Genomic DNA, 13,599 nt, shown 5'->3' on the forward strand with positions numbered 1-13,599 from the left:
AAAAAGGTCTTTGATTAGCATATACTAACCAAAGACCTTTATAATCAATTTGTTTATTTTTTATTTAAGACCTGCTAAACTATGTTCGATAGTTGCAATTTTAGCCAATGCATCTGCTTCTTTTTGCTTTTCATTTGCCACTACTTGTTCCGGCGCACCGCTAACAAATTTTTCATTTGATAGCTTTCCTTGTACGGATTTCAAGAACCCTCTCAAGTATTTCAACTCTTCTTCTAATTTCGCAATTTCTTCTTCTACATTTACATTGCCTTCCATTGGAATAAAATACTCATTCGATTTTACTCGGTAAGACAAAGCACCGCTTACTTGGTCATTCACGTATTCCATACTTGTTACATTTCCAAGTTTTGAAATAACGCTGTCAAAATACGTCGATATTTTTTCGTTATTGATTATTTTCAAATCAATTGTATCCTTAAACGAAATATTTTTATCTTTTCTAATCGTACGAATACCTGCGATTACTTCCATGGTAAACTCAAACTCTTTGATTACATTTTCATCAAATGCTTTTGTTTCTGGCCAAGTAGAGATAACCAAAGCTTGATCTGCTGTACGCGCATTAATATGTTGCCAAATTTCTTCTGTCAAGAATGGCATAAATGGATGCAACAATTTCAAGTTTTCCTCCAATAGTTCGATTGCTTTTGTATACGTTGCGCGATCTATTGGTTGTTGGTATCCTGGTTTAATCATTTCTAAGAACCAAGAACAGAAATCATCCCATACTAATTTATAGATTGCCATTAGCGCATCTGAAATTCTGTATTTAGCGAAATGATCTTCAATTTCCACTAGCGTTTTTTGCAACTTCGCTTCATACCAAGCTAAAGATACTTTTGCTGTTTCTGGTTGTTCTAAGGCATCAGAAACTTCCCAACCTTTAATCAAACGGAATGCATTCCAAACTTTATTGGTAAATGCTTTTCCTTGTGCGCATAATTCTTCATCAAATAAGATATCGTTTCCTGCAGAAGCAGACAACAATAAACCTACACGAACTCCATCCGCACCAAACTTATCAATTAATCCTAAAGCATCTGGAGAGTTTCCTAATGATTTAGACATTTTACGACGTTGTTTATCACGTACAATACCCGTGAAGTAAACATTCGTAAATGGTTGTACGCCAGTATATTCATATCCTGCCATAATCATACGAGCTACCCAGAAGAAAATAATATCTGGACCTGTAACAAGATCATTCGTAGGATAATAGTATTTAAACTCTTCATTTTCAGGATCAATTAACCCGTTGAATACAGACATAGGCCATAACCAAGAAGAGAACCACGTATCTAACGCATCTTCATCTTGTTTTAAATCTGCCACAGTTAAATCTGCTTTTCCTGTTTTCACTTTTGCTAATTCAAGAGCTGCTTCTTTCGTTTCTGCTACTACGAAATCTTCTTTTCCATCTCCATAAAAGAAAGCTGGAATTTGGTGTCCCCACCACAATTGACGAGAAATATTCCAATCGCGAATATTTTCCAACCAACTTCTATACGTACTGTTATAACGACTTGGATATAATTTTACATCTTCAGTTGTCATTACCGCATCTAATGCTGGTTTAGCCAATTCTTCCATTTTCAAGAACCACTGATCTGATAAACGCGGTTCAATTACAGCTTTTGTACGCTCAGAGGTTCCTACGTTGTTCAGGTAGTTTTCTACTTTATCTAACGCACCGATAGCCGCTAATTCCGTTTCAATTTCCTTGCGAACCACAAAGCGATCTTTTCCTTTGTAGTGTAAGCCTAAATCATTTAGCGTAGCATCTGCATTGAAAATATCGATAATTTCCAAATTGTGACGTTCCCCTAACTCTTTATCATTTACATCGTGAGCAGGTGTTACTTTCAAACATCCTGTTCCGAATTCCATATCTACATACTCATCGAAAATAATAGGTACAACGCGATTACAAATCGGTACGATTGCATTTTTACCTTTTAAATGTTGGTAACGCTCATCGTTTGGATTAATACAAATAGCTGAATCACCCAAAATTGTTTCTGGACGCGTTGTTGCAATCGTTAAATAATCCGAAGTTCCTTCGATTTGATATTTTACGTGATATAGTTTTCCTTGGCGTTCTTCGTAAATAACCTCTTCATCCGATAAGGTTGTTTTCGCTTCTGGATCCCAGTTCACCATACGGTACCCACGGTAAATCAATCCTTTATTATACAAATCAACAAACAACTTGATTACTTGTTGTGACATTTCTGGGTCCATCGTAAACTTTGTACGTTCCCAATCACAAGAAGCTCCTAGTTTTTTCAACTGGTCTAAAATCACACCGCCATATTCTTCTTTCCATTCCCATGCGTGTTTTAAGAACTCTTCTCTAGTTAAGTCGTTTTTATTGATTCCCTGCTCTCTCAATTTAGCGACGACTTTGGCTTCAGTTGCAATAGATGCGTGATCCGTTCCAGGGACCCAACATGCGTTTAGCCCTTTTAAACGTGCGCGACGTATTAATACATCTTGAATTGTAACATTCAACATATGCCCCATATGCAATACTCCTGTAACGTTTGGAGGAGGTATTACAATTGTGTACGGCTTTCTTTCATCTGGTACAGATCGGAAAAAATTATTTTCCATCCAATACTGATACCATTTTTGCTCTACTTGCTTTGCGTCAAATTGTGCAGGAATTACCATTATTCTATAATTTAATTATTAAAAAAAAGAAAAAACATCAGGTCATAAGAGAGAAAAACTAGTTTTTCCATTTTTATAACCTTAGTTTTATTTATCTTTGTGTTGTACAAAAGTAATTATTACTCGGCAATTATAAAAGTATATCTAAAATCGAATATGCGAAAAAAATTTGCGAGTTTTCTAAAAGTTTTTAATTTTACAGAACAACAAAAATTATAGTAATGAAAAAATTAATAGCAGTATTCGCATTAGTCTTATCTAGTGCCTTATCGTTCGCTCAAAGTGGTCCTAAAATTCAGTTCGCAGCTGAGAACAACACAATTGATTACGGAACAGTAATCAGAGGGAATGACGATGGATTACGTTCATTCGAATTCACAAACACAGGTGATCAACCGTTGATCATTACAAACGTACGTTCTACATGTGGATGTACAGTTCCTTCAAAACCAACTGAGCCAATCATGCCTGGTAAAAAAGGAAACATCGATGTAAAATACAACATGAGCATCGGAAGAATTAGCCGTACAATTACTGTTGAATCTAATGCAGTAAACTATGAAAACGGTACAGTGCCTTTGAGAATTAAAGGTGAAGTTGTAGATAAATAATCTTTATCCAAACATAAAAAAAGCCACTCAATTGAGTGGCTTTTTTTATGTTTAATATCAAATCTATTTTTTATGAAGATCCTTACTTTCTAAACTCTTGATTATTATTAATTGCTTGAGTGAAAAACTCAATGGCTTTTACCTCAACTTTTGCATCAAAGCCTTTGATGTGTTTTTCATGGTGGATATCAGATCCCACAAAATCAATTAGACCCTGTTGCAGCAAATAGTTTGCAGCTTCTAATACATGTTTACCATAATACCCTGTTACCGATAATAGATTCATTTGAAAAAGGCAACCTGCTTTTTTCAATTTCTTATACATGGCTGTATTTTGATGGTAAAAATTATAGCGTTCTGGGTGAGCCAATACAATATCATACCCGCTGGATTTCAATTGAAATAAAATATCCATCAATTGAATAGGCGGATTCATATAGGACATTTCAACTAAAACGTAATTGTCCTTTAACGTCAAAAGTTCTTTGTTTTCGATGCGTGGCAATAAACTCTCATCCATCAAATACTCTGATGCAACTCTTAATTCGATTGCTTTAGCTTCTTGTGGCAATTGTTCTTGTACCAGTTGGTATTGATCTAAAATACCTTCACGCGTATTTTCCCAAACCAAAGGCGTAGTATGTGGCGTAGCGATAGCTTGTTCAAAACCAAGGCTCTGCATAGAAGAAATAATATGTTTTGTATCTTCAATTGTCTTAGCTCCATCATCAATACCATAAATCAAATGGGAATGAATATCCACATAACCTTGAGGGATTAAGCTTTTTAAAATCGGTTTAGATTTAAAAAATGAAAACATAGCTTGTTATTTTTGCTCTATTCTTTTTGTTTATTTGCTCTAAACTCCAAAAACAAAGTTCCAAGAGTTAAGAAATACAAAGGTAATGTAATAATTAGCTTTTCTGAGAATAAATTCAAAACAACATACAAAATTAACAAGAACACAACAATCATTCCTAAAATTCTTTTAATTTTACTCTTATTTTTAACAAATGGAATAAAAAGTAAGATAGGATTACATAAAAAAACCACATTATTTAATAATACTTCACTGTGTAGAGAATAAAACCCAACTAAAAGAAAAAATACACCAAAAAGCCCCATAGCAATGAAATAAATGGAGCGCACAATGCGATTGATAGACAAACCTAACAATAGCGCACAAACCACTGAAGCGAACCAATAGGTATTCCACCATACATAATTATCTACAGGTTTCGATTGAAAAACGAGGAGCTCTTCTTTAACCAAAGGCTGATCTCCGTTCATGGATTGAGCAAGGGCTGCTTGAAACTTATCTGGTAAGAATAACAAGGCTGAAGGATGGTCAACTTTATTTCCAAAAATGAGGTTAATCCCTAATTTCTCAAAATAACGATCTTTTAAATAGGTGTTTAAGATGGTACGATAGTTTCCTTTATTTTCTTCCACATCAACTTTTACAGGTGTTGACAATACTTGATTTAGCACATCCACAACCTTAGTTGTACAGTTGTTGTCTATAAATTTATAGGTGTAATATCGGTTTTCTTCTTTTAAAGATTCATTTAACAGGCTCCAAACCTCTTGTTTTTGTGTTTGAGACAGATTTAATTCTTGCTCAACAACAGAGCGATTATCATACGCATAATTCACTACAAAGCTCTCATACCCTTCATAATCGACAAAGTAAAGCAAATCTCCCTTCACGAATTTTGCGTAGAAATTAGGTATTCTAAAATCGAATAATCCATAGTTATACACTCGATCAATTCCCTCTGCTGGGTCGTATACTCGAATAGCTGTATGTCCAAAAAGGGAATACAATTGTCCTCCTGTTCCACAAGTTAAAACGCTTACTTTTGCTTTGTCTGACAATTGTCTATTTGCTGTATTTCCATAGCTCCATTGTATCATAAACACCGCGAAGAACAGCACTATTATTCTTTTCATTTTTTATTTTCTAAAAATTCCTAAATCTAATTTTAATGAGAATACATTGGAGTAAATAGCTGCACTTTGGTCTCCAATATCAGTCAAGGCATAATCTACCTGAATGCCTTTATAATGAAACCCTACCCCTATATTAGGCTGGAATTCCATTTTTTCCGTATTATCCATTTGTCTGTTATTCTGAAAGTTACCTACTCCACCGCGAACGAATACTAAATTAGCATATCCAAATTCAACCCCTAAGGAAGGAGTCATACTCATAGAACCACTTGAAATCACGGCATTGGTTTCCGCAAACTCAACATGGAGTGCAAATGCAGCTAACATATTCAAATCGCGCGTCAGTTTTACATTTTTAGAGACTCCCATTTGTAATTTAGGCAATGTAATCTCTGTTGTTTCAGGCAATTCCTGATTCATTCCTTCAACGGCATTTTGTACTTTACTGTATTCCTTTTTATTGATATTCCACATATTATAGGTGGTTGTTATATCTCTTGCCATCACTCCAAACATCCAATCCGAATTAGTTTTGTACTGCACACCTGCATCAAATCCAAATCCCCATGAATTGGCGAATTTCCCGATTATACGTCGTACCACTTTAGCATTAACTCCATACGTTAATCCTGGAATTGGTGTATTACGAGCATAAGAAAGTACAAAAGCGTAATCTGCAGCAGAGAATAAGCTGATGCGGTTGTAATCAATATTTCCGTGTTGATCGATTAATTCCGTTGTATTCATAATATCATCGACACCAAAACGAATGATGGAGATTCCCAAAGCGCTACGTTCATCCAAAGGCATAGCGAATGCCGCATAATCATATTGAGCAATATTAGCGAAATAACTAGCATGCATCAAAGCCACTTGTTGATCTTCCAATTGCATGAGTCCTGCAGGATTCCAATAGACCGAATTCACATCTCCACTCGAAGAAACCACACTGTTTGCCATTCCCATCGCAACGGCATCTACTCCAATGTTCAAAAATTCATTGGAATATTTTCTTGCCTTTTGTGCATGAGCAGCAATCCCTATGCAAAGTAATAACGTACATACTGTTAGCTTTTTCACAAACCTATATTTATTATTCATACTAAGTTGTAAAAATAGTAAAAAACTAAAAGGCTAGGAAGATATTATTATTACTAAGTTTATGATACCTTTGTATAGGAAATCAAGTCCATTTATTTTAAATATACAAAGACTAAAATAAAACATACATGAAAAAACACCTTCCAAATTTCATCACTTTATTAAACTTAGCATCAGGGTTAATTGCTTGTATCTATGCTTTTGACGACAATATTCACATGGCCTTTTTATGGGTATGTATTGGTATTTTCTTCGATTATTGGGATGGATTTGTAGCACGCATCCTTAATGTTAAGAGCGAGTTAGGTCTTCAATTGGATTCTTTAGCGGATATGGTAACCAGTGGTGTAGTACCCGGACTAATCATCTACAAACAGTTAGCTAATATTCAAGAGACACAAGGACCGTATAATCTTACACCTGAGACTTATTATATGGCTATTGTTCCATATTTAGGTTTTCTAATTACATTGGGAGCTGCTTATCGTTTGGCTAAATTCAATATTGATACACGACAAACAGATTCGTTTATTGGACTACCAACTCCAGGAAATGCGCTTTTCATCTTGAGTTTACCTCTAATTGTAAGCACAACTAATTCTGAAGCTGTTATTTCTTTCTTGAGCAATCCGTATGTATTAGTGATTATCAGTGTATTGAGTGCTTATATCATGAATGCGGAGTTGCCTTTATTTTCTCTAAAAATTAATCCTAAAAACTTAGGAGCTTATAAATTGCAATTGGGATTTGTAATCGTTTCAATTATTCTATTGATTGCGTTACATTATTTAGCAATTCCAATTATTATCTTGCTTTACATTTTACTTTCGGTGGTTAAAAATGTCACAACGAAAAAAGAAATAGCTTAAATAATAAGGGTCGCAAAATACCAAAGTGGTCAAAATATCTTTTGATCACTTTTTTTATACATTTACGGTAAATGTATTCGATAAAACAAATTTCTTTATTTTAACATTTATTACAGTTTCAATAGCCTTATTGCAAATAAAAAACAACTAATTTCAGTTAATTAACCGCAATAACTATTTTTATGAAAAGATTATTTTTTTTAAGCTTAGCACTAGTTTTGCTATCTTGTTCTAATGAAGAACCTACAGCTTCATCTACACTAGTTGGCAAAGATATTCAACAAAGTCATCCTGATATAAATGCCGACACTCCATATAAGTATGATTCAATCAATGGTGGTGGTATGGCAAATAATTATCTTTTTATTATCAGAAATGATACTGATTTTACCTTCAAATTTGCCGCTCATTCTGGGCTTGCCGTATACGATGGAGCAGATGACTTAAAATATTGGGGACATAATTTAACTACTACAAATAGTCCCAATCTTATTGCTAATGGACATGAATATGGTAACTATATCAACTATGATTATGTATTCATTAACCCTAGAACAATAGAATCCCATACTTCTCAATATATTAACCCTATATACTATACTCAACCCATATGGAATGCAAACGGAACTTTAGCCAACAATCCTAGACTAATTTCGCAAAATGCCACACAAACAGAATACAATTTCCTCGCTAAACTTGGTAAAATTTACTTCTTGAAGTTTGAAGCATATGATGGTAAAACTCCAATTACAGGATCTATTGTAAAATCTAGTTTTCCGCATAACTATGATGCAGATAATTTGCCTACTAGTGGGAATTGGGCAAGAACTCATATTTTAGATAGCTATTTCCAAGAAGAATTAATATACAACAAACATACCAAGGAGATCTTTTTACCAACAGGTCCAAATAGCACTTTTTCAGACACCAGTACTTTTGTATACCAGGGAATAAACTATACCGTTGGATTTAGAACAGACGCGAACAAAGTTGAAATTTATATAGAAGAAACTATCTAAAAATAAAATTATCTACTATTAAATTATACTTCATAGTATAATATCTATTAGAAATGGTATACTAAAATAAGTCAATTATAAGAACTAGTTTAAATAAAAAAAAAGTCAGCAAATGCTGGCTTTTTTTATTTATTGACAATCATATCTATAAAAAATCCCAATACCGTTACTGCCATTTGAAAGGTGATTACACCGAGAACATAACTAAGTAAAGCTTTAAAATAGTTTCCTTTGGTTCCACCATAAAATTGTCCAATTGCCCAGCTCAAGTAAAAAAATACAATCAAAGAGGTTATCATTTCATTGAACAAAACAAGTTGAGGAAAACAGTAATTCAACATCACTTGTAAGGAGTACAACAACATACCTTCCCCCATAATTAAACTCGTCATAACGAAAGTTTCATACACATTGTATTTGAAACCACTAAAAAGAAATTTCGTCCAAAGCGTAATAGGAACCAACATCAGTAAATTGGCATATCCGTAATTATTTTGGATCCACAACGATAGTTTATAAGCATTTGAATCACCATACACCGCCTTTAACATCCCCGTATGAATCACATCCGTTTTAAAGTAGTGTGAAATAAACGTATAAATCAAAGAGGTAAGAATGAGATACGTAATAGGTTTGGTAATCTTTTGTCTATCCTCCTCTATATACTCTCGAATTACCTTTCCAGGTCGAAGCAGTAAACCTTTGGCTGTATAAAGGAATCCTCTTTCGTATCCGATCAACTTCAATAGTTCTTGTGTAAGATAAGATTTATCAATACGATGAATGACTAAAGGATTTCCACAACTACTACAGAAATTACCAGAACTATCCGTTTTACAAGTAGAACAATTAGCCATCTTTATTTTAAATTACGGAGTTTTAATTCTTTTTCAATGATTTTATAATCTTGCCCACTCTTCACTAAAATGAAAGCAAAAAACAGAGGAAAGAACGTAAAAAAGTCTACGCCTTTTTTATAGGTATTATATAAAGAAACCCCAATAAATGCGCCTATAATAGCAGCATTAATTAAATAATAGGTTCTCGCCTTTTTGCCTTTTTCGATTAACGCTTCATCCGTTAATGCCTTTAATTCTTGTTCTTTCATCAGTATAGGTTTGGTTTAATAAGATCTAGTTCTACGAACTGCTGCCTCGGATTAACAATCCAAGACAAATAGCAATAAAAATCGTTTTGTTTCGTCCAAATGTATAAAAAACCGCAATACAAAATAAAGTCATTCCATCAAACCTATTGGAAAAAAGTTGGCTCAAAAAAAAAGTAACCTCTCGGTTACTTCTTTTTGACTAAAGGATGATTTAATCCTTTTACATTATTATTGATGACTTCGTATGTTTTTAGGTGCTTAAACATTTCGGTTAAGTTTCTAAATCCATAATCACGAGAGTCAAAACTAGGATCTAATTTACGCAGGTTATTTCCAACGGTAGAAATATACGCTTCTACTTCCTCATCTACCGACATATCAAATGCTTTATCAATAAGGCGCATTTCTTTTTTAGTGATGGTAAGTGTATCATTATCTTCTTCTTCACCAACCACTTGTTTTTTCTCTTGGTTGGTATTTTTTTCTGTTTTAGCGGCCTTTGGCATCAACGTTTCACAATAAGTAAAAATCTCACAAGACTGAACAAAGGCATTAGGTGTTTTCTTTTCTCCAATTCCCATCACAAAGATTCCTTCCTCGCGAATTCGCTTTGCCAATCCTGTATAATCACTATCACTCGAAACAATACAGAATCCATCCACCATTTTTGCATGTAAGATATCCATGGCATCAATAATCAAGGAACTATCTGTCGAATTCTTTCCTGAAGTATAATTAAACTTTTGAATGGGTGAAAAGGATAAATCATTGAGTAAATCCTTCCAACTATTCATCTGAGGGGTAGTCCAATCTCCGTAAATACGGCGAATAGTGACCTTTCCATATTTAGACACCTCATTTAATATATTTTGTAATAATTTGGCTTGTGCGTTATCTCCATCGACGAGTATCGCTATATTATTATTGTTTTTTTCCATTTTTTATCGTATTCAAACTCAAGTAGGTAAAATACGAAAAAACAGGGGATAAACTTCAATTTTAATCTTTTTTTAGCATGTTAGCTATTTTCTTTTTGTACAACCCATTTCCCTACTTTCGGTGCTTCATACACTTTCATTTGATGCAATAAATCTTCAATATCATCTGATACAATAATCATGTTTTGGTTTTCCTCTTTTAAGAAGCCTTGCTTGACCATGGTGGCGATCATATCTAACAGAGGGTCATAAAATCCATCCACGTTAAATAATGCAATTGGCTTTTTATGCAATCCCAATTGCCCCCAAGTTAATACTTCAAAAAATTCTTCCAGTGTACCATATCCACCAGGTAAAGCAATGATTCCATCTGATAATTCATCCATTTTTGCTTTGCGTTCATGCATCGTTTCCACAAAAAGAAGTTCGCTCAAACGAGCATGTCCTAATTCTACATCGGCTAGAAAATGAGGAAGAACTCCTATTACCTCTCCACCATAAGCTAAGGCTCCATCTGCAATTGCTCCCATTAAACCAACCTTAGCGCCTCCGTAAACAACACCAATTTGATGTTGAGCTAATGCAGTTCCCAAAGCAGTTGCTTGTTGAACGTATATTTCTTTATTTCCTGCGCTTGAACCGCAAAATACTGTGTACCTCATAAATTTATAATTTATCTAAATAACCATGAAATAACTAAAAATCAGATAGTTAAAATAAAAACATTTGATTATTTAATTTTTTCTACTTTTTATCATGTAACAAAAGTAACGTTTCTCAGTCTATTAGAGTAGACAAAAACTTAATTCAACTAATCCAATGAATTCAAAACTATCTTTATTGTTTTTTCTACTATCCGTTTGTGGTATATATGCCCAAGGTTCAGTAAAAATAACAGGGCGTGTACTTGATAAAAAACTCAATGAAGCGATCCCCTATGCAACGATTACATTGAAAAAAGGAGATGCAGTTATCACAGGTGGCATGACCGCTGATAATGGTACCTTCTCCATTACTGCAGCAGCAGATACGTATAACTTAGATATTCAATTTATTGGTTATACGCCTTACCACAAAGAAATTGCACTAAAAAACGCAACTGATTTGGGTACCATCTATCTTGAAGCGGAATCAACGACTTTAGCAGATGTTAACATTGTTGCTGAACGCTCTACGATTGAACAAAAAATCGACAGAAAAGTGATTACGGTTGGAAAAGACTTAACAACAGTAGGAGCAACTGCATCGGATATTATGAATAATATCCCATCTGTAAACGTAGACAAAGATGGTAAAATCTCTTTAAGAGGAAATGAAAATGTTCGCATCTTATTGGACGGAAGACCAACAAATATGTCTGCTGAACAATTGTTGAAGCAAATTCCATCGACTTCAATTAAAAGCATTGAATTGATTACCAATCCAAGTGCAAAATACAATCCAGAAGGAATGTCGGGAATCATCAACATCGTGTTACACAAAAACACAGCAGATGGATTCAATGGTTCGGTAGACAGTGGAGTTACGATTGCTAAAAACATTCAATCGACAACTTCCTTAAACCTAAACTACAGACAAGGAAAATTAAACTTCTTTGGAAATGCAAGTTATTCGGATGGTAAGTCAAAGAATGATGGAACTATGTTTCGCGAAGATATCTTATCGCCAACGACAATTGACATGTTGAGCCACAACAAAAACATCTTGTATAAAGTAGGGGTTGATTACTATATCAATGACAATAATACCTTGTCTTTCTATACGAATCAAAGTACAAACAAGAGTAATTTGGATTTAAAAACGACAACACTTTATCCAGATCACTCGTTTGAAGATATTTTTCAAAAAACAAAATACGACAACAAAAATACATTTAGTACCTATAACCTAGCTTACAAACATTTGTTTGAGAAGAAAGGACATACGCTAGATATTGAGGTAAACCACAACATCAACAAAGCGGATATGGATGGGGACTATAGAACAAAATTGGGAATAGATAGTGATTTGTTATACCAAGATGGAAACAACGATAAAAACACATTATCAACAATAAATATCGATTACGTTAATCCACTAAACGATCATACAAAATTAGAATTAGGGGCGGAAGGTAGAATTTCAAGAGCGGATAATAATTTCAGTTCTAATAACCCTTTAATTCCTTCAAATCAAGCTGCTATTGCCAATAAGTATGATCAAGATATCTTTTCTGCTTATGCTACATTTGGTCAGACTTTAGGAAAGTTCAACTACCAAGTAGGAACGAGAGTAGAGAGCTACAAAGTAGATTCTAAATTAGATGGTACCTCTACTTTTAAAGACGATTATGTGACACTTTACCCTTCGGTTTATGTTGGATATAACCTAACAGAAAGCGATATGTTTAACGTAAGTTATAGCCGTCGTGTAGATCGTCCAGGAGTAAGACAAACAAACCCAGTTCGTCAGTTCTCAACACCGTTGATGACTATGGTTGGTAACCCAGAATTAAAGCCACAGTTCACAAACTCTGTCGAATTAAACTATACTCGATTATTTGCGAAAAGAAGTAGCATTACGGCTGGAGTTTACTACAGACGTATTAACCATGAGATCAATCACGTGATTTATGATGATCCGGAAAATGACAATCCAAATGCGTTATTGATGACTTTTGACAACTACAAATCAAATGATGCTTATGGATTTGAAGTTTCAGCTAATATTATTGTTACGCCTTGGTGGGACATGCAACCTGCCATTGATTTCTCAAGTATCAAACAAACGGGATTTGTTTCTCAATTAGATGCAACAGGAACGATGCAAACGGTATTGCGCGATATTACAGCAAATGCGTTCAACGCGCGTTTAAACAGTAACTTCAAAGCGACTAAGAACTTGCGTTTTAACCTATTTGGATTCTATAGAGGTGCTGTTGATGGAATTACGTCTGATGCACAAGAAATGTATAAAATCGATGCTGGAGCACGTTATGCTTTACTCAATAATAAATTAGGTATCAGCGTGAGATTCAATGATATTTTCAATACCATGTCTTATAAATACAAAACAAAATACCCTTACCCTTCAACAGGTGAATTCACTTGGGAAAGTCAATCGGTGTATATTGGTGTAAACTATACATTTGGAGGTGGAAAAGGCCGTTCATTACAACGAAAATATAGAGATAGTAACACGAAACAAAGTGGTGGATCAGGAGGACTGTTCTAAATTTCTATAAGAAACTTCAATTATTACGCGAAAGAGGGTTCCTTGAAAAAGGGATCCTTTTTTTTGGTTTATGGTGAAGAGTTAGGAGTTAAG

Annotated in this window: 12 protein-coding genes; 4 read left to right on the forward strand and 8 right to left on the reverse strand. The window is 34.2% G+C overall.

What is annotated here, in order from left to right; genetic code table 11:
- Window positions 1-60: 60 nt before the first annotated feature.
- Complete coding sequence (locus ACUTSE_RS15900; RefSeq protein ID WP_445640934.1) at window positions 61-2,694, reverse strand: valine--tRNA ligase; 2,634 nt, start codon at window positions 2,692-2,694, stop codon at window positions 61-63.
- Between the two features lie 221 nt (window positions 2,695-2,915).
- Here ACUTSE_RS15900 and ACUTSE_RS15905 point away from each other — a divergent pair, with 221 nt between their 5' ends.
- Window positions 2,916-3,305 carry a DUF1573 domain-containing protein gene (locus ACUTSE_RS15905; protein WP_002987085.1) on the forward strand — a complete coding sequence of 130 codons (390 nt, stop codon included), beginning with the start codon at window positions 2,916-2,918 and terminating at the stop codon, window positions 3,303-3,305.
- An 82-nt stretch (window positions 3,306-3,387) separates the two neighbouring features.
- Here the strand turns inward: ACUTSE_RS15905 and ACUTSE_RS15910 are convergent, their stop codons facing one another.
- From ACUTSE_RS15910 to ACUTSE_RS15920, 3 genes are read right to left on the reverse strand one after another with little or no spacing between them, the layout of a single operon-like run.
- Window positions 3,388-4,125 (reverse strand): tyrosine-protein phosphatase, encoded by a 738-nt coding sequence (locus ACUTSE_RS15910; protein ID WP_002987089.1) that lies wholly within the window; start codon window positions 4,123-4,125, stop codon window positions 3,388-3,390.
- Window positions 4,126-4,142: 17 nt separating this feature from the next.
- Complete coding sequence (locus ACUTSE_RS15915; RefSeq protein ID WP_445640935.1) at window positions 4,143-5,258, reverse strand: lipoprotein N-acyltransferase Lnb domain-containing protein; 1,116 nt, start codon at window positions 5,256-5,258, stop codon at window positions 4,143-4,145.
- A gap of 3 nt (window positions 5,259-5,261) precedes the next feature.
- Window positions 5,262-6,338, reverse strand: coding sequence for a putative type IX sorting system protein PorV2 (locus tag ACUTSE_RS15920; RefSeq protein WP_002987093.1), 1,077 nt, complete (start codon window positions 6,336-6,338; stop codon window positions 5,262-5,264).
- A 149-nt stretch (window positions 6,339-6,487) separates the two neighbouring features.
- Here ACUTSE_RS15920 and ACUTSE_RS15925 point away from each other — a divergent pair, with 149 nt between their 5' ends.
- On the forward strand, window positions 6,488-7,228 hold the full coding sequence (locus ACUTSE_RS15925) for a CDP-alcohol phosphatidyltransferase family protein (protein ID WP_002987095.1): 741 nt from the start codon (window positions 6,488-6,490) through the stop codon (window positions 7,226-7,228).
- A 218-nt stretch (window positions 7,229-7,446) separates the two neighbouring features.
- The gene (locus tag ACUTSE_RS15930) at window positions 7,447-8,247 is read left to right on the forward strand and encodes a hypothetical protein (protein ID WP_445640936.1); all 801 of its coding nucleotides are present in this window, start codon (window positions 7,447-7,449) and stop codon (window positions 8,245-8,247) included.
- A gap of 125 nt (window positions 8,248-8,372) precedes the next feature.
- Here ACUTSE_RS15930 and ACUTSE_RS15935 read toward each other — a convergent pair whose 3' ends face one another.
- From ACUTSE_RS15935 to ACUTSE_RS15950, 4 genes are all read right to left on the reverse strand, one after another.
- Window positions 8,373-9,104: a DUF3667 domain-containing protein gene (locus tag ACUTSE_RS15935; RefSeq protein ID WP_445640937.1), complete on the reverse strand. Its 732-nt coding sequence runs from the start codon at window positions 9,102-9,104 to the stop codon at window positions 8,373-8,375.
- Between the two features lie 2 nt (window positions 9,105-9,106).
- Window positions 9,107-9,355 carry a hypothetical protein gene (locus tag ACUTSE_RS15940; RefSeq protein WP_445640938.1) on the reverse strand — a complete coding sequence of 83 codons (249 nt, stop codon included), beginning with the start codon at window positions 9,353-9,355 and terminating at the stop codon, window positions 9,107-9,109.
- Window positions 9,356-9,540: 185 nt separating this feature from the next.
- Complete coding sequence (locus ACUTSE_RS15945) at window positions 9,541-10,293, reverse strand: NYN domain-containing protein (protein ID WP_445640939.1); 753 nt, start codon at window positions 10,291-10,293, stop codon at window positions 9,541-9,543.
- Window positions 10,294-10,373: 80 nt separating this feature from the next.
- Window positions 10,374-10,955 (reverse strand): LOG family protein, encoded by a 582-nt coding sequence (locus ACUTSE_RS15950; protein WP_445640940.1) that lies wholly within the window; start codon window positions 10,953-10,955, stop codon window positions 10,374-10,376.
- A gap of 157 nt (window positions 10,956-11,112) precedes the next feature.
- On the opposite strand from ACUTSE_RS15950, the gene ACUTSE_RS15955 reads away from it, so the two are divergent.
- Window positions 11,113-13,506, forward strand: coding sequence for a TonB-dependent receptor domain-containing protein (locus tag ACUTSE_RS15955; RefSeq protein ID WP_445640941.1), 2,394 nt, complete (start codon window positions 11,113-11,115; stop codon window positions 13,504-13,506).
- Window positions 13,507-13,599: the final 93 nt, after the last annotated feature.

The organism is Myroides sp. TSA_177.3, from assembly GCF_052691955.1.